This is a genomic window from Amycolatopsis sp. cmx-11-32, from assembly GCF_047608695.1.
Classification (GTDB): domain Bacteria; phylum Actinomycetota; class Actinomycetes; order Mycobacteriales; family Pseudonocardiaceae; genus Amycolatopsis.
The window spans coordinates 351,765-368,435 of the sequence record NZ_JADNQN010000005.1; the positions used below are offsets into that span (position 1 = coordinate 351,765).

18 protein-coding genes are annotated in these 16,671 nt (G+C 68.7%); 11 read left to right on the plus strand and 7 right to left on the minus strand.

Going from position 1 to position 16,671, the window contains the following annotated elements; genetic code table 11:
- Nucleotides 1-35 precede the first annotated feature (35 nt).
- Nucleotides 36-782 carry an anti-sigma factor family protein gene (locus tag ACM6LR_RS17820; protein WP_414937461.1) on the minus strand — a complete coding sequence of 249 codons (747 nt, stop codon included), beginning with the start codon at nt 780-782 and terminating at the stop codon, nt 36-38.
- Nucleotides 779-1,330: a sigma-70 family RNA polymerase sigma factor gene (locus tag ACM6LR_RS17825; protein WP_034317190.1), complete on the minus strand. Its 552-nt coding sequence runs from the start codon at nt 1,328-1,330 to the stop codon at nt 779-781. Before ACM6LR_RS17825 ends, ACM6LR_RS17820 begins: the two co-directional genes overlap by 4 nt.
- Before the next feature lie 260 nt (nt 1,331-1,590).
- Here ACM6LR_RS17825 and ACM6LR_RS17830 point away from each other — a divergent pair, with 260 nt between their 5' ends.
- Genes ACM6LR_RS17830 through ACM6LR_RS17850 form a run of 5 tightly spaced genes read left to right on the plus strand, consistent with a single transcriptional unit; the run spans nt 1,591 to nt 5,086 of the window.
- Nucleotides 1,591-2,151 carry a hypothetical protein gene (locus ACM6LR_RS17830; protein WP_414937460.1) on the plus strand — a complete coding sequence of 187 codons (561 nt, stop codon included), beginning with the start codon at nt 1,591-1,593 and terminating at the stop codon, nt 2,149-2,151.
- Entirely contained in the window at nt 2,135-2,902 is a 768-nt protein-coding gene (locus ACM6LR_RS17835; protein WP_414944136.1) for a DUF4142 domain-containing protein, read from the plus strand. Before ACM6LR_RS17830 ends, ACM6LR_RS17835 begins: the two co-directional genes overlap by 17 nt.
- On the plus strand, nt 2,895-3,500 hold the full coding sequence (locus ACM6LR_RS17840; RefSeq protein WP_414937458.1) for a ferric reductase-like transmembrane domain-containing protein: 606 nt from the start codon (nt 2,895-2,897) through the stop codon (nt 3,498-3,500). The genes ACM6LR_RS17835 and ACM6LR_RS17840 overlap by 8 nt, the downstream gene beginning before the upstream one ends.
- Nucleotides 3,501-3,531: 31 nt before the next feature.
- Entirely contained in the window at nt 3,532-3,768 is a 237-nt protein-coding gene (locus ACM6LR_RS17845; RefSeq protein ID WP_414937457.1) for a ferredoxin, read from the plus strand.
- Nucleotides 3,761-5,086, plus strand: coding sequence for an NAD(P)/FAD-dependent oxidoreductase (locus ACM6LR_RS17850; RefSeq protein ID WP_414937456.1), 1,326 nt, complete (start codon nt 3,761-3,763; stop codon nt 5,084-5,086). The genes ACM6LR_RS17845 and ACM6LR_RS17850 overlap by 8 nt, the downstream gene beginning before the upstream one ends.
- A gap of 516 nt (nt 5,087-5,602) precedes the next feature.
- Here ACM6LR_RS17850 and ACM6LR_RS17855 read toward each other — a convergent pair.
- Nucleotides 5,603-6,079: a winged helix-turn-helix transcriptional regulator gene (locus ACM6LR_RS17855; protein WP_414937455.1), complete on the minus strand. Its 477-nt coding sequence runs from the start codon at nt 6,077-6,079 to the stop codon at nt 5,603-5,605.
- A 68-nt stretch (nt 6,080-6,147) separates the two neighbouring features.
- Between ACM6LR_RS17855 and ACM6LR_RS17860 the strand changes: the two genes are divergently transcribed.
- Nucleotides 6,148-7,302 carry an MFS transporter gene (locus ACM6LR_RS17860; protein WP_414937454.1) on the plus strand — a complete coding sequence of 385 codons (1,155 nt, stop codon included), beginning with the start codon at nt 6,148-6,150 and terminating at the stop codon, nt 7,300-7,302.
- On the opposite strand, the gene ACM6LR_RS17865 is transcribed toward ACM6LR_RS17860, so the two are convergent.
- From ACM6LR_RS17865 to ACM6LR_RS17880, 4 genes are all read right to left on the minus strand, one after another.
- Complete coding sequence (locus ACM6LR_RS17865) at nt 7,286-8,437, minus strand: acetyl-CoA C-acetyltransferase (protein WP_414937453.1); 1,152 nt, start codon at nt 8,435-8,437, stop codon at nt 7,286-7,288. The two genes, ACM6LR_RS17860 and ACM6LR_RS17865, sit on opposite strands and share 17 nt — an antisense overlap.
- On the minus strand, nt 8,430-9,032 hold the full coding sequence (locus ACM6LR_RS17870; protein WP_414937452.1) for a TetR/AcrR family transcriptional regulator: 603 nt from the start codon (nt 9,030-9,032) through the stop codon (nt 8,430-8,432). The genes ACM6LR_RS17865 and ACM6LR_RS17870 overlap by 8 nt, the downstream gene beginning before the upstream one ends.
- 325 nt (nt 9,033-9,357) lie before the next feature.
- Nucleotides 9,358-10,125, minus strand: a complete 768-nt coding sequence (locus tag ACM6LR_RS17875) for an SDR family oxidoreductase (RefSeq protein WP_414937451.1) — start codon at nt 10,123-10,125, stop codon at nt 9,358-9,360.
- On the minus strand, nt 10,122-11,240 hold the full coding sequence (locus ACM6LR_RS17880; protein ID WP_414937450.1) for an acyl-CoA dehydrogenase family protein: 1,119 nt from the start codon (nt 11,238-11,240) through the stop codon (nt 10,122-10,124). Before ACM6LR_RS17880 ends, ACM6LR_RS17875 begins: the two co-directional genes overlap by 4 nt.
- A 72-nt stretch (nt 11,241-11,312) precedes the next feature.
- Between ACM6LR_RS17880 and ACM6LR_RS17885 the strand changes: the two genes are divergently transcribed.
- From ACM6LR_RS17885 to ACM6LR_RS17905, 5 genes are read left to right on the plus strand one after another with little or no spacing between them, the layout of a single operon-like run.
- Nucleotides 11,313-12,803: a FadD3 family acyl-CoA ligase gene (locus ACM6LR_RS17885; RefSeq protein WP_414944137.1), complete on the plus strand. Its 1,491-nt coding sequence runs from the start codon at nt 11,313-11,315 to the stop codon at nt 12,801-12,803.
- Complete coding sequence (locus tag ACM6LR_RS17890; RefSeq protein ID WP_414944138.1) at nt 12,800-13,633, plus strand: enoyl-CoA hydratase; 834 nt, start codon at nt 12,800-12,802, stop codon at nt 13,631-13,633. The genes ACM6LR_RS17885 and ACM6LR_RS17890 overlap by 4 nt, the downstream gene beginning before the upstream one ends.
- Entirely contained in the window at nt 13,633-14,766 is a 1,134-nt protein-coding gene (locus ACM6LR_RS17895; RefSeq protein ID WP_414937447.1) for an acyl-CoA dehydrogenase family protein, read from the plus strand. Before ACM6LR_RS17890 ends, ACM6LR_RS17895 begins: the two co-directional genes overlap by 1 nt.
- Nucleotides 14,763-15,692, plus strand: a complete 930-nt coding sequence (locus ACM6LR_RS17900; RefSeq protein ID WP_414937446.1) for an acyl-CoA dehydrogenase family protein — start codon at nt 14,763-14,765, stop codon at nt 15,690-15,692. The genes ACM6LR_RS17895 and ACM6LR_RS17900 overlap by 4 nt, the downstream gene beginning before the upstream one ends.
- On the plus strand, nt 15,689-16,660 hold the full coding sequence (locus tag ACM6LR_RS17905; protein WP_414944139.1) for an acyl-CoA dehydrogenase family protein: 972 nt from the start codon (nt 15,689-15,691) through the stop codon (nt 16,658-16,660). The genes ACM6LR_RS17900 and ACM6LR_RS17905 overlap by 4 nt, the downstream gene beginning before the upstream one ends.
- Nucleotides 16,661-16,671 lie beyond the last annotated feature (11 nt).

Genomic DNA, 16,671 nt, shown 5'->3' on the forward strand with positions numbered 1-16,671 from the left:
AAACGCGATCCCGTCGTTATCTTTCCGTTATCGAACTACCGGCGCACGATCGCCAGCACGGAACCGTCCTGGTTGTGGACCTCGAAACGTTCGATGTCGGCCTTCTGCAACGCCGTCGAACCGGTGATGACGAGGGGATCAGGAGATCCGGGGACGCCGTAACCCTTGGACGGCACGCTCCAGTTGTTGACGACGTAGACCTCTCCACTGTGGGAGTAGGCGAAAAGCTGGCAGGTCATCGGGCCGATGAGGCCGCGCAGTTCGAGTTCGACCGCGCTGCCCCACTCCTTCTCCTGGACCGTGACCTCGGCGGCGACCGCGTTGCCCGCCTCGGACCAGCCGAACGGGGCGGCGCCGCCGTCCGGGCCGGACTCCCTGGACGGCGACAACGGCACCACCGACGTGACGACGACGGGCGCGGCCTGCGTGATGACCGGTTCACGGTCGGTGATGGAGAGCACGGTGAGCGGCCCGCCGACGACGAGCACGAGCACGGCGGCGGCCGTCGCGAGCCGGATGACCTTGCGTCGGCGGCCTGCCTTGGCGGCGTCGGCGAGCAGCATCCGCAGCACCCGCGGCCCCGGCCCCTTCACGGGCGGGTCCGGCCAGCTCTTCTTGACCATGTCCAGGATGTCGGGCAAGTGGTACATCTCCACCAGTTCGACCTGGCACTCGGGGCACTCCAGCAGATGTGCCTCGAACCTGGCGTGATCCTCTTCGCCGAGGACGCCAAGCACGTAGGCGGCGATGTCCGTGTGCGGCGCTCCCGACACCTCGCTCACCCCCGCTCCTGCAGCGCCCTGCGCAGCGCGCGCACAGCGTGGTGGATCCGCGATTTCACCGTACCCGGCGGAACCCCGAGCGTCGCCGCGACCTCGTTCACGGTGCGGTCACGCAGGTAGGTCTGCTGGACGGCTTCACGTTGTTCCGGGGAAAGATTGCGCAGGGCCTCGTAGACGATCATGGCCGCGAGCGTCTTCTCCGATTCGTCCGGCACTCCGATCGAATCCGACTCGAGTTCCTCCACCTCTTGAGGGCGGGCGCTCCGGCTCCGCCAGCCGTCGATGACGATGCGCCTGGCCACGGTGAAGAGCCAGGCACGCAGCATTTCGGGCTGCCGGTCGAGTTTTCCGGCGTTGCGCCACGCCTTGATGAGCGTCTCCTGGACCACGTCCTCGGCCCACTGGCGATCGTGTCCGGTCAGCTTCAGCACGAACGCCATCAGGCTCGACCCGAACTCCTGGTACAACGCCCTGATGAGGTCGTCATGCCCGTTCGACGCGGGTTCATGATCGACTATTGGCTGCAGTATCCGAGAGTGGCGTCCCACGCGGCACATCTTTGTGCGATCAGGGGCGACAAGTCCAGTACCAAAACCGTTCTGCCCCGGTTCTGGCGCCCGTGAAAGTTTTTTGAACCGTTTCCGCTTCGCGACCGTATCCCCTACCGAAGACCCCCCGACCCGGCGCTGTCCCCCGCACCGCCGAATCCACTGTGGAACACGAGTGTCCATAGTGGACTTAGACCTGCCTGCGCACCGTCGCCCCGCGGCGATGGCGTTCTCCTCTGGCCCCCGACAGGAGGATTTCCGTGAACCCCGTGTCACGCTCGGTCATACCGCTGACCCTCAGCTTGGCCACGATCGCGTTGACCGCGGCCTGCACCACCGGTACCGCGGGACCGAACGGCTCTCCGGGCGCGGCCCCCGCCGCCGGCGCGGCGAAGATCCCCGGAATGCCCGATCCCGCCGCGGAAACGGCCCCCGGTGTCACGGCGGCGATTCTGTTCGACCTCGGACCGATCGTCACCGACACCAACGGATTCACGCTTTACCGCTACGACAAGGACACGGTCGACCCGCCGAAGTCGAATTGCGCTGAAACCTGCTCGCGGACCTGGATTCCCGCCAAGGCCGACGGTGACCTCGTGGTGACGGGGATCGACCGCGCCCTGGTCGGCACCGTGACCAGGGACGACGGTACGGACCAGGTCACGCTCGCGGGCCGGCCGCTCTACCGCAACGTGAAGGACGCGATGCCCGGCAACACCGACGGACAGGGCGTCGACGGCGCGTGGTTCCCGGTCAAGCCGGACGGCACGAAAGTGCTGCTCACCGCGGACACCTGGCAGGCCGATGACCTCGGCGTCTGACACCCCCGGAGTGTTCTCCCGTCTGCTGGTCCTGCTGGCGACGGCCGCGGTGACGCTGCTCGGCCCCGTCGGCGACGCGCACGCCCAAGAACTGTCCGCGGCGGACAGGAACCTGATCGTCAACGTCAAACTGGCCGGGTTGTGGGAAATGCCGGCCGGGATGTGGGCGCAGGAACGCGGAAAGAGCAAGCGGACCCGCGAAGTCGGCCGGACGCTGATGATCGACCACGGCAGGCTCGACACCGCGACGCACGCCATCGCCGACAGGTTCGGTATCGCACTCCCGGGCGAACCGTCGGACCAGCAGTCGGCGTGGCTCGGCGAGATGAAGGCCGCCCGCGACGACAGCGAGTTCGACCGGATCTTCGCCAACCGGCTCCGGTACGCGCACGGGGTGCTGTTCCCCGTCATCGCCCAGGTCAGGGCCGGTACCCGCAACGATGTCGTACGCGACTACGCCACCACGGCCAACCAGGCGGTGCTGCGGCATATGACCCTGCTGGAGAGCACCGGCGTCGTCGACCAGTCGCTGCTGCCGGAAGCGCCGGTGCCGCAGTCGAACTCGGCCAACGCCGCGATGGACGTCGGCTACGGCGACTTCGGCCTCGGCCTGCTGCTGGCGGTGGTGCTCGGCGGTGGGCTGTTCTTCGCCATCCGGACCCTGCGCGGCAAGAACATCCGGACCCGCGAACGCGCGGCCGCCGCCGAACCGGTACTGGTTCCCAGTGCACCGGGAGAGCTCAATGTATGACCAGTGGTCCGAGGTGGTGATCGTCCTGACCCAGAAGGCGGACACGGACCCCGGAATCAAAGGCATGGCGCAGACCTCCGCCCGGATCTCCTACGGCTTCATGTGCCTCACCCTGTGCTGGGGCGTGTTCACCGCGACCGGCTGGATCAAGTCGCTGACCGGGCGTAAGGCACTGCGCAACTCGCATATGGTGCTCGGCATCCTGACGCTGTCGTTCGGCGTCGTGCACGCGATGTCGTTCCTGTTCCTGCCCGACGGTTTCACCATGGCGCAGGTCACGATCCCGCTTTTGCCGGGCACGCTGGCGCGGCACGAACTGGGCGTCATCGGGCTCGAGGTCATGATCGCCGTCGCGCTGACCGGCGGCATCAGCCGGTTCAGCTCCTACCGGCGCTTCCTGTGGATCCACCGGCTCGCCTATCCGGCGGTCGCGATCACGGCGCTGCATTCGTTCTTCGGTGCCATGGCCAACGGGCACCTCGGCCTCCTGTGGTTCGGCGGGATCACCCTGCTGGTCCCCGTCGTGCTGCTGACCACCCTGCGGTTCATGCCGACCCGGTACCTGGAACGGCTCGGCCTGGTCGAGGAACTGGTCTGACGAGCGCGAAAAGACTTGGAGAGACGGAAAAATGATCTTCGGAAGCGTGCGGCGCGGCACCCGCGTCAGCGTCGACAACGAGCGGTGCGAGATCTTCGGCTTCTGCGAGATGGAGGCGCCCGCCACGTTCAAGATCGGGCCGGACGGCAAGCTCCGCATCCGCCGGATGGTCGACCGGGACGGCCTGGACCAGGCCATTTCCGCCGCCCGGCTCTGCCCGAAACAAGCCATCAGAGTCAGGGGAGAAGGAGCGTACGACGATGAGTGACGGGGACCGGATCGTCATCGTCGGGGCAGGCGTCGCCGGGCTCCGCTCCGCGGAACGCCTGCGGGAACTCGGTTTCGACGGCGAGATCGTGCTGGTCGGCGACGAGCCGCGGAAGCCGTATCACCGGCCGATGGTGTCGAAGGAACTCATCACCGGCGGGGTGAAACCGGTGGCGGCGAGCCTGGAGCCGTACCTCGACCTGGACGTCCACTGGCGGCTCGGCACGCGGGCGAGCCGGCTCGACAGCAAGGAACGCACGGTGCACCTGCCGGGCGGGGAATCCCTCTGGTACGACGGCCTGATCCTCGCGACCGGCGTCTACCCCCGGCACCTTCCCGGCTCGCCGCGCCACGACCCCCGGGTCCGGGTGCTGCGCACCGTGGAGGATTCCCTCGCCGTCCGGCGGGCGCTGGGGAACAGCAACAAGTCCGTCGTGGTGATCGGCAGTGGCCTGATCGGGAACGAGTTCGCCGCGTCGATGCGGTACATGGGCCGGGACGTCACGCTCATCGGCCACGCGAAGGCGCCATTGCACCGCTTCGGGGAGCGGATCGCGTCGGCGCTTACGAAGGAACACCAGCACCACCGCGCCAAGCTGGCGATGAACACCGAGGTGCGGAACTGGATCAGCACCAAGGAGACGGTCGGCCTGCACCTGACCAACAACCAGTTCCTGGTGGCCAGTTGCGTGGTGCTCGCGATCGGCAGCGTGCCCGCCGTGGACTGGCTCCGCGGCTCGGAACTGACCATCGACGACGGTGTCCTGTGCGAATCGACCCTGTTCGCCGTCGGGGCGGAGGACGTCGTGGTCGCCGGTGACGTCGCGAAGTGGCCGAACCTGCGGATCGACGAGACCCCGCGCCGGGTCGAGCATTGGATGAACGGCGTCGAATCCGGGCGGGCGGCGGCGGAAAGCCTGATGTTGGGCAAGGGCAACGCGCGGCCGTACACGCCGCTCCCCCGCGGCTGGTCGTCCCTGTACGACACGCGGCTGCAGACCGTCGGGATGCCGTCGCTTGGCAAGGACACGATCGAACTTTCCGACTGGGTCACCGGTTTCGTCCGCGACGGCAGGCTGATCGGCGCGGCGGGCTGGGACCGGCCGAAGGCGATGATCCACTGGACCGCCGAACTCGACCGGCGGCTGCCGGTGCCCGAGCCGGTGTTCCCCGCTCCCGCCGAGCCGTCGTTCGCGGCTTCCGTCGCGATCGGGGAGGACATCCTGGCCCCGTTCGAGCGGGACTTCCTGTCCGACACCCCGACGGCGGCCGTTCCGGCGCAGGAGGAGATGCCCTGGGCTCGCGTTCCCGCCGGGTGACCCGGGTGCGCGACGAGGACCGGGGCCGCGCGCGGCGGCCGCGGTCCCCTCAGGTGGCGGTGGGTTGCCGGGCCTCCGCACCCACCGCCACCCCTTGGGGACGCCGGGAGGATCCGGGACCGACGGTGATTCGGGCTCCGCCGGGTACCGCCCTCCGGGCTCCCCGCGTCCGGTCGGGGCCCTTCCGGGCATGACTCACCTGGAAGGGTCCCGACCTATGCAGGCGTAGGTGGCGTTTCGGGTCAGGGCAGAGCGGTATTTCCGAGACCGGCGCCGGGTCGTCGTCGGTGAAGGATTCGGGACACAGAGCGGACCGGTACTTGCCTACCTGCCGCCGACCTCCGCAAGGGCTGACGATGTAGGAATTGGGACGTTCAGTCAGCGTCCCGATTCCTACATCGTCACCAAGCCGTGCCTGACCCCGTCAAGCCAGCCGAGTGGGGAGGATTCGGGACCTTGGGTGTCCCAAATCCTCCCCACTCACCTCCACCGCGGTCTTCCTCCGCGAGTAGTCGACTACTTGCGGAGGTGCCGTCCCGTACTTCCCTCACTCACTTTCACCACCACGGTGTCGTCCGGACCGACGACGCGTCCATCCGCGGCATGGACCTCAAGCCCCCGCAACGGACGCTGATCGGCGCGGTCCACCAGCTCCGACCGCGGTTCGCCGGCGCCGAAGAAGTGCGTCTCTCCCCATTGCCGCAACGCGACGATCACCGGGAACAGGTCACGACCCTTCGCCGTCAGGACGTACTCGCTGTACGAGCTCCCGTCCGAGGCCGGGACGACGTCGAGCACCCCGTGCCCGACGAGCGCTCGCAGCCTGGCGGAGAGGATGTTCTTCGCGACGCCCAGGCTGCGTTGGAACTCACCGAAGCGGCGGACGCCGTCGAAGGCGTCGCGCACGATCAGGAGTGACCACCAGTCGCCGATCGTGTCGACCGAGCGCGCCACCGGGCAAGAAGCTTCGTCGAACGTGGTCCGCTTCACCATGGTTGCATCTTACAACCGCAGTGCTCTATCTTCCGAGTGGTAGCAAGTTGAAACCAATTGGAGGGTCTGTGCACCGCGGTGTCGTCCTGTTGTTCGCCGTGGCCGCCGGGACGTCCGTCGCCACGATCTACTTCGCCCAGCCCTTGCTCGTCACCATGGGCGCCGATCTCGGGATCGCCGCGTCGACCGTGGGCGCCATCGTCACGCTCACGCAGCTCGGCTACGGCCTCGGCCTGTTCCTCCTGGTGCCGCTCGGTGACCTGCTCGACCGACGGCGGCTCGTCGTCGGGCTGCTGACGCTGCTGGCGATCGCCGAACTGGTCGCCGCGACGGCCGCGAACGGTGTCGTGCTGCTCGCCGGGATGGCGGCGATCGGCGTTCTCGCGGTGGTCACGCAACTCCTCGTCGCGTCCGCGGCGTCGCTGGCCGCACCTGCCGAGCGTGGGCGCGTGGTCGGTCTCGTGACGACCGGCGTCGTCCTCGGCATCCTGCTCGCGCGCACGGTGTCGGGCACACTCGCCGACGTCGCCGGCTGGCGTGCGGTGTATGTCGTGTCCGCCGGTGTGACGGTGCTGATCGCGATCGTGCTGTACCGCGTGCTGCCCGGCCCGGTCCCCGCCGGAACGGGCCTGACCTATGGGCGGCTGCTGCGGTCGACGTGGTCCCTCTTCGTCGAGGAACGCGTTTTCCGGGTACGCGGAACGCTCGCGCTGCTGATCTTCGCCGCGTTCGGCACCCTCTGGAGTTCCGTCGCCTTACCGCTCAGCGAGGACGGCCTGTCGCATACGGTCATCGGCGCGTTCGGGCTGGCCGGGGCGGCGGGTGCGCTGGCGGCGGCACCCGCCGGTCGGCTCGCGGACCGCGGCCGGGCACAGTGGACGACCGGGATGGCGCTGGGCCTGCTCCTGCTGTCTTGGGTGCCGCTGGGTTTCACGCGTACGTCACTGTGGGCCCTGGCGGCGGGCGCCGTCCTGCTCGACCTCGCCGTCCAAGCCGTGCACGTCACGAGCCAGACGCTGATCTACCCGCTCCGGCCGGACGCCGGCAGCAGGCTGATCGGCGGCTACATGATCTTCTACTCGGTCGGCAGCGGCCTGGGGGCCATCGGCTCTACGGCCGTCTACGCCTTCGCGGGCTGGACCGGGGTTTGCCTGCTGGGCGCGGGATTCAGCGCGCTCGCGCTCGCCGTATGGAGTACGCGGAAGGTCAGAGTCGCTCGATGATCGTGACGTTCGCCGTTCCACCGCCTTCACACATCGTCTGCAGCCCGTAGCGGCCGCCTCGCCGTTCGAGTTCGTGCAGCAGGGTCGCGAACAGTTTCGTCCCGGTCGCCCCGATGGGATGACCGAGTGCGATACCGCCGCCGTTGACGTTGACGCGGTCCGGATCGGCGCCCGTCTCCTCGATCCACGCCAGTACGACACTCGCGAACGCCTCGTTGACCTCGAACAGGTCGATGTCTTCGATGCTCAGCCCGGTTTTCCGCAGCGCGTGCGCGGTCGCCGGGATCGGCCCGGTCAGCATCCACACCGGATCGGCCGCCCGCACCGAAAGATGATGGATCCTGGCACGCGGGGTGAGGCCGTGCTCTTCGACGAAACTTGCGGACGCGATGAGCGTCGCGCTGGCGCCGTCCGAGATCTGGCTGGCAACGGCCGCGGTGATACGTGAGCCCTCGCTCAGCGGCTTCAGACCGGCCATCCGCTCCAAACTGGTGTCACGCCTGGGCCCCTCGTCCAGGCCGACACCGGCGAACGGCGCGATCTCGGGCGCGAACCGGCCTTCGTCGATGGCCGCGATCGCGCGCTGATGGCTGCGGAAGGCGTACTCCTCCATCGCTTCGCGGGTCAGGTCCCAGTGCTCGGCGATCATGTCGGCACTGCGGAACTGCGAAACCTCGACGCTGCCGTAGCGCTCCTGCCAGCCCTTCGAGCCGGAGAACGGGTCGTCGAAGCCGTACTCCCGCCCGGCCAGCATCGCCGCGCTGATCGGGATCGCGCTCATGTTCTGCACGCCGCCGGCGAGCACGAGGTCCATCGTCCCGGCCAACACCGCCTGCGCGGCGAAGTGCACGGCCTGCTGGCTCGAACCGCACTGCCGGTCGATCGTCACGCCCGGCACGTGATGCCCGAATCCCGCCGCGAGCCACGCCGTCCGCGCGATGTTCCCGGACTGCGGGCCGAGCGTGTCGGTACAGCCGAGGATGACGTCGTCGACCAGGTCGGCGTCGACACCCGCTCGTTCGACGACGGCCTGGATGACGTGGGCACCGAGGTCGGCGGAATGAACGCCGCTGAGCGCTCCCCCGCGTTTCCCGACCGGGGTCCGCACCGCGTCCAGTACATAGGCTTCAGCCACGCCGCCTCCTCTTCGTCGCGATTCCGTCCAAAAGGATTCCGAGGTACTGCTGCGCGACGTCGTCCGCGCTCAGCGTGCCGTCGGGGTTGTACCAGCGCACCGCCACCCAGACGGTGTCGCGGATGAACCGGTAGGTGAGTTCGACGTCGAGGTCGGCACGGAAGACACCGGCCGCGATGCCGTCGGTGAGGATCGCGTTCCACAGTTTGCGGAATTCGGTGTTGCGGTCGGTGAGGTAGTCGAAGCGCGGCAGCTGCGTCAGGTGTTTCGCTTCGGACTGGTAGATCGCCACCTCGGCGGGCCGCCGGTGAATGGACTCGAACGACGCCACGACGACGGCTTCGAGGGTTTCCCGCGGGCCTTTGCCTTCCGCGACGATCTCGGCATAGGCGCCGAAGAGTTCGTCGAGGAATCCGGTGAGGATCTCGTCCGCCATCGACTCCTTCGAGTCGAAATGGTGGTAAAGGCTGCCGGAAAGGATCCCGGCCGCGTCCGCGATGTCCCGCACCGTGGTGGAGACGTAACCGCGCTCGGCGAACAGTTTCGCCGCCAGGGCGAGCAGTTCGGCGCGGCGGGAACCTGGACTGGACTTCATCGGTACCTCGTTGTCTTGTGGTGAACCCGCGATCGACGTCGGCAGGGCGCTGGTGTCGCGTGATCCTGCTTGCTTGACGTGTGGTTTCGTTCCTCGGACGGCGAACTCGCGTGATTGAGCGGCGAACTCGCGTGATTGGACGGCGAACTCCGGAGATCGCCGTCTGATCACGGGTGAGACCGCAGGATCACGCGACACTAGCTGGTAGGTCATATCACGTCCCGCGGACAAGGCGCCCTGCCACCGCGATCGCGAGGCCTTCGGCCGGGCGGGTTCACGCGTAAGGTCACCTTCCCGGCATTCATCGCAGCTCCGCCCGCAGGTCTCACGCATGCTGGGAACTCACGGACACGACCTCGCCGGTGAGGTACGACGAGTACTCACTGGCGAGGAACACCATCACATTCGCCACTTCCCAGGGTTCCGCCGCCCTCCCCGAGACCTCGCGCGAGGTGAGTTCTTTGAGCAGTTCCTCGCTGGTCACCTTGGCCAGGAACGGATGCATCGCCAGGCTCGGCGCGACGGCGTTGACGCGGATGCCGTGCTCGGCGACGTCGACGGCCGCGCAGCGGGTGAGCGCCATGACCCCCGCCTTCGCCGCCGCGTAGTGCGCCTGCCCGGCCTGCGCGCGCCAGCCGATCACCGACGCGTTGTTGACGATCACCCCGCCATCGCCCTGGGCGATGAACCGCTCGACCGCGGCCCTCGTCGCGCGAAAAGTGCCGTTGAGGGTGACGTCGATGACCCGCGACCACTCGTCGTCGGCCATGTCCACTATGGACTTGGTGCCGCCGAGACCGGCGTTGTTGACGAGCACGTCGATCCGGCCGTAACGCTCGGCGGCTCCGTCGATGAGCGCTTGGACCTGGTCTTCTCGTGTGACGTCGCAGGGGATCGCGTGGACGTCGCCGAGTTCGGCGGCCTTCTCGGCGAGGCGCCGTTCGTGCCAGTCGCTGATCACGACGCGGGCACCTTCCTCCTTGGCGCGTTTCGCCACCGCGGAGCCGATCCCGGTACCGGCCGCCGCCGTCACCACGACCACCTTGTCCCGCAGGAGGTTCGCGCCCTCGGGGTATTTCGGTACCGGAATCACGGTCGTACCTCCCGGGGAAGCCCGAGCACGCGCTCGGCGAGGACATTGCGCTGGATTTCGTTGGAGCCGCCGTAGATCGTGTCGGCGCGGGTGAAGAGGAAGAGCCGCTGCCAGGCGTCGAGGCCGTCTTCCGCGAGCATGCCCCGCGCGCCGCGGACGAGCATCGCCAGCTCTCCCAGGTCCCGATGCCAGTTCGCCCAGACCAGTTTGGACACTTCGGCCACGCCGGGTGACGAGTCGCCGAGGGTGCGGATCGCGTGCGCCCGCATGACCTCCAGCCCGACCCACGCGCGGTCGATCCGCTCGGCGATGACCGGGTCTCCCGGCGCGATCTTGGTGAGTTCTTCGAGTTCCCGGCGGAAACCGACCTGCTGACCGAGCGTCGCGACGCCGCGCTCGAACGCGAGCGTGCCCATGGCCACCCGCCAGCCGTCACCGGGTTCGCCGACGACCAGGTCCTTCGCCGTGCGGGCGCCGTCGAAGAAGACCTCGTTGAACTCCGAAGTCCCGGTGAGCTGCCGGATCGGGCGGACCTCGACCCCTGGCTGCCGCATCGGGACGAGCAAATAGGACAGTCCTTTGTGGCGCTTCGAGCCGGGCCCGGTCCGGGCGAGGACGAAACACCAGTCGGCCACGTGCGCGAGCGACGTCCACACTTTCTGTCCGCTGAGTACCCACTCGTCGCCGTCGAGGGTCGCGGTGGTCGACACCGCCGCGAGGTCGGAACCGGCACCGGGTTCGGAATAGCCCTGGCACCACAGTTCCTCGACGGCCACGATCGGTGGCAGGAACCGCTTCCGCTGCTCAGGCGTGCCGAACGCGATCAGGGTGGGCCCCAAGAGTTCCTGGGCCAGGTGGCTCACCCTCGCCGGCGCACCGGCCCGCGCGTACTCCTCGTGGAAGACGACCTGCTGTTCGAGCGTCGCGCCCTGCCCGCCGTGCTCGACCGGCCAGCCGACGCAGGTCCAGCCCGCCGTCGCGAGCCGCCGTTCCCACTCGACGCGCTCGTCGAACGCCTCGTGCTCCCGGCCGGGTCCGCCCAGACCGCGCAAGTCCGGCGGCAGGTGTTCCGCCAGCCAGGTGCGCACACGGTCGCGAAAGCCGTCCTCTGTCACGCACGCCTCCTCTAGCCAAACCAGAGCCCGCTGCGTAGGCTACCCTACCAAGCACTTGCTAGGGAGACTTCGATGACTGAAGGAACCATCCCGGCGGCGCTCGACCGGGCCGCGGAACACTTCGCCGGACGAGAAGCACTCGTCGACGGCGAAGTCCGGCTCAGCTATGCCGAACTGGCGCGGCGGGTGCGGCAGGCGGCTCGGTTCTTCGAGGGCCACGAACGGGTCGCGATCTGCTCCCCCAACACCTGGCACTGGGTCGTCGCCGGGCTCGGCGCGCTGTACGCCGGGGCGACGCTCGTCCCGGTCAACACTCGCTTCACCGCCCGCGAGACCATCGACATCCTTGAGCGCGCACGGGTTTCCGCGCTGGTGATCACCGGCACGTTCCTCGGCACGGACCGTCTGGCGGACCTCGGCTCCGCTCGCCCCGGCACCGTGTTGCGCATCCCCGTCGAAGGCGTCGAAGAACCGATCTTCGGTGTCACGGAATGGGACGCGCTCACCGGTCTCGACAGCGATTTCGTCAGTCCCGCGGAACCGGACGGCGTCAGCGACATCCTGTTCACCTCCGGGACCACCGGCCGCGGCAAGGGCGCGATGAGCAGCCACCGGCAGGCGCTGAGCGTCGCCGGGGCCTGGGCGGACTGCGGTGGCCTGACCGAGCAGGACCGCTACCTGGTGATCAACCCGTTCTTCCACAGCTTCGGCTACAAGGCGGGAATCGTCGCAGCCGTGCTGCGCGGGGCCACGATGCTGCCGCAGCGCACCTTCGACGTCCGGGAAACCCTGCGGCTCATCGAAACCGAGCACGTCACGGTGCTGCCCGGCGCGCCGACGATCCACCAGGTGCTGCTCGACGCGCCCGAACGCGCGAACCACGATCTCTCCAGCCTGAGGCTCGCCGTCACCGGGGCCGCCACCGTGCCGGTCGCGCTCGTCGAGCGGATGCAGACCGAACTGAGCTTCGACACCGTACTCACCGCGTACGGACTCACCGAAGCCGTGGTCGCGACGATGTCCCGTCCCGGCGATGACGCGAAGCTGGTCGCGAACTACACCGGCCGCGCGACGGCGGGGTTCGAGGTGAAACTCGGTGAGCACGACGAAGTCCTGTTGCGCGGGCCCAACGTCATGCTCGGCTATCTCGACGATCCGGACGCCACCGCGAAGGCCGTCGACACGGACGGCTGGCTGCACACCGGCGATGTCGGCGTGCTGAACGAACGCGGATATCTGAAGATCGTCGACCGGATCAAGGACATGTACGTCTGCGGCGGGTTCAATGTGTACCCGGCCGAGATCGAACAGGTGCTCAGCAGGCTGGACGGCGTCGCGGAGTCCGCCGTCGTCGGCGTGCCGGATCAGCGGCTCGGCGAGGTCGGCAAGGTGTTCGTCATCCCGCGCACTGGAAGCGCATTGTCCACAGAGGACGTCATCGCGCACTGCGAGGGCGAATTGGCCAACTACAAGATTCCTCGATTCGTCGATTTCGTGGCGGAACTTCCACGCAATCTGTCGGGGAAGGTGCTCAAACGCGTGTTGCGGAAGGAGAACGGATGACCGTCGAGTACGAGCGACGCGGGCCGGTGGCCGTCGTCACGATGAACCGGCCGGAGTACCGGAACGCGCAGAACTCGGCGATGACCTACGCGCTCGATGCCGCGTTCACCCGCGCTGTCGACGAACCCGAGGTCAAGGTGATCGTGCTGGCCGGGGCGGGTAGGCACTTCTCCGCCGGGCACGACATCGGGACCCCGGAACGCGACATGGACGTCTCCTTCGAGCGCAAGGCGGTCCTGTGGTGGGACCATGTCGGTGCCGAGGGCGGTGACCAGCGGTTCGCCCGCGAGTCGGAGGTCTACCTCGGCATGTGCCGTCGGTGGCGCGAAATCCCGAAGCCGACCATCGCGAGTGTGCAGGGCGCGTGCGTCGCGGGCGCGCTCATGCTGGCGTGGGTGTGCGACATGATTGTCGCCTCCGATGACGCGTTCTTCGCCGATCCCGTGGTGCGCATGGGGATTCCCGGCGTCGAGTATTTCGCGCATCCCTGGGTCCTCGGTCCGCGTGCGGCCAAGGAGGTGCTGTTCACCGGCGAACGGTTCACGGCACAGCAGGCCAAGGAATGGGGCATGCTGAACCGGGTCGTTCCCCGCGCCGACCTCGAAACCGAGACGATGGCGCTGGCGGAGAAGATCGCGGTGATGCCGCGGCTGGGTCTCGCGCTCGCCAAGAAGGCCGTCAACCAGGCCGAGGATCTGATGGGCCTGCGGTCCGGAATAGACTCCGTGTTCGGCCTGCACCACTTCGCGCACGCGCACAACGCCGAGATGTCCGGCGGGGATTCCCTTGGCGGGCAGGACGCGCGCTCGATGCGGGACGCGAGTTCGTGATGAACCTCGACCTGGACCCGCAGATACTCGCTTTCCGTGACGAAGCACGCTCCTGGCTGAACACCAATGTTCCCGCCGAGCCGCTGAAGTCGTTCGACACCGCCGAGGGATTCGCGCAACACCGGGAATGGGAAGCGAGACTGGCCGACGCCCGGTGGTCGGTGGTCTCGTGGCCACGTGAGTACGGCGGGCGGGACGCGAGCCTCTTGGAGTGGGTGCTGTTCGAGGAGGAGTACTACGCGGCCGGCGCGCCGCCCCGGGTCAACCAGAACGGCGTCTTCATGCTCGCGCCCACACTGTTCTCCCATGGCACGGAAGAACAGCGGAGTCGAATCCTGCCGAAGATGGCACGCTCCGAGGAAGTCTGGGCGCAGGCGTGGTCGGAACCCGAGGCGGGCAGCGATATCGCCGCGCTCCGGAGCACCGCGACCCGCTGCGACGGCGGATGGCGGGTCAGCGGGCAGAAGACCTGGAGTTCACGGGCGACGTTCGCCGACCGGGCTTTCGGTCTCTTCCGCGGCGATCCGGATTCGATACGGCACAGGGGCCTCACCTATCTGATGGTGGATCTGCGGGCCGACGGGGTCACCGTCCGGCCGATCCCCCAACTGGACGGTGAACCGGGGTTCGCGGAGATCTTCTTCGACGACGTCTTCGTCCCCGACGAGGACGTGATCGGCACGCCGGGCGAGGGCTGGCGGGTCGCGATGACGACGGCGAACAACGAACGCGGGCTGTCCTTGCGCAGCCCCGGCCGGTTCCTCGCCGCGGCCGACAGGCTGGTCTCACTGTGGACCGGCGCCGGCCGTCCCGCCCACACGGCCGACAGGGTCGCCGACGCGTGGATCGGCGCGCGGGCCTACCAGCTGTACACCCTCGGCACGGTCACCCGTCTTGCGGAAGGCGCCGCGCTGGGGCCGGAATCAAGTGTCAACAAGCTGTTCTGGTCCCACCTCGACGTCGCCCTCCACGAAACCGCGCTCGACGTCCTCGGCCCGGACGCCGAACTGCGCGGCCCGTGGAGCGACGGCTGGCTGTTCTCCCTGGCGGGCCCGATCTACGGCGGGACCGACCAGATCCAGCGGTCCATCGTCGCCGAACGGCTACTCGGCCTGCCGAAGGGGGCCCGATGAGGTTCGCGCTGTCCGGTGAGCAGGAGCGATTCTCCCGCAGCCTGCACGATCTTCTGTGCGGTTTGGACACCGAATCGGCCAACCGGTCCTGGGCGACGGGCGATCCCGGCCCTGGCCTCAAGATCTGGCGACGGCTCGCGGAGCTCGGGGTGACCGCGCTGGCGGTCCCCGAAGGGTACGACGGGCTCGGCGCCACCCCGGTCGATCTGGCCGTCGGCTTCGAACGGCTGGGGTACCACTGCGTTCCCGGGCCGTGGACCGACACCGTGGCCGTGCTGCCGTCGTTGCTGGACGACGAACTGCTGACGTCGGTCGCGTCCGGGGAGACGCTGGCATCGGTGGCGTTCGCGCCGCATGTGCCGTACGCCTTGGATGCCGACGTCGCCGACGCGCGTCTCGCGGTCGAGAACGGCAGGCTGCGCGCGTTCACCCCCGGCCCTCTGTTGTCCTCTGTAGACAGTTCGCGGCGGCTGTTCCCGCCGGTGGCGGGCGACGACCTCGGCGCCGCGCTCGACGCGGACCGCGCGTTCGAACTGGGTTGCCTCGCCACGGCCGCGCACCTCCTCGGCGCGGGGCGGTGGCTGCTCGACACGTCCGTCGCGTACGCCGCGCAACGCAAGCAGTACGGGCGGGAGATCGGCGGGTATCAGGCGGTCAAACACCTGCTCGCCGACGTCGCGACCGGACTCGCGTTGGCCGAACCGCTGCTGTTCGGCGCGGCCGTCACCCTGGACCGGCGCGACATCTCCGCGGCCAAGGTGGCGTGCGGCGACGCCGCGCACCTCGCCGCCCGGACGGGGCTGCAGGTTCACGGCGCGATCGGCTACACCGCGGAACACGCGCTAGGCCTGCGGCTGACCAGGGTCCGCGCGCTCGTCGGCGCCTGGGGAACGCCGCGGTTTCACCGGGAGCGGGTGCTGTCATGACGTTCACCGCCGAGCTGGACGCGCTGCGGGACAGCGTCCGGAAACTGCTGGACCGGGAAGCGGATCCCTGGCCGGAACTGTGCGAGCAGATCGGCGTGGCGGCGTTGGCCGTTCCCGAACGGTTCGGCGGTCTCGGTGCCGGAATGGCGGAACTGCAGGTCGTCGCGGAGGAACTGGGGCGGGTCCTCGCCGACGTTCCGTTCCTCGGTTCGGCCGTGCTCGCCGTGCACGCGATTCTGGCCACCGGCAACGACGAGGCCTGCGAGCGTCTGCTCCCCCGGCTCGCCGAAGGTGCCGTCGGCGCGGTGGCCTGGGCCGATGCCGATGGCCGATGGGGCGCTCCTGCCTGCCGCGTCGTCGAGTCCGCCGTGGCGGGTGAGGCACACTATGTCCTCCACGGCGACGACGCCGAGATTCTGCTGGTGCTCGCCGGGGACTCGCTGTACGAGGTCGCGGGTGTTCTCGGGGTACGGACTCCGGCGATGGACGAGTCCCGGCGGCTGGCTCACGTCACGTTCGACGGTACGCCCGCCCGGCTGATCGGCCCGGTCGACCTCGGCGCGCTGCGGGACGTCGCGTGCGCAGTGCTCGCCGCCGAGCAGGCCGGGGCGGCGGCACGCGCGTTCGAGCTGACGGTGGAGTACAGCAAGCAGCGGCACCAGTTCGGCAGGCCGATCGGCGGGTTCCAGGCGGTGAAGCACCGGATGGCCGATCTCCACGTCCTGGTGGAGACCGCACGTTCGGCGGCCTACGCGGCGCCGGAGTCGAGCAGGCTGACCGCGGTGGCGAAGGTGTACTGCTCCGAGGCGCTGGCGACGGTGGCGGGTGAGATGATCCAGCTGCACGGCGGGATCGCGATCACCTGGGAGCATCCGGCGCACCGCTACTTCGAGCGGGCGCACGGCGCGGCGCACCTTTTCGGCTCGCCCGGCGATCACCTGGGGCGGGTGCGCCCGCCGTTATCGTGATCCGGTGGACT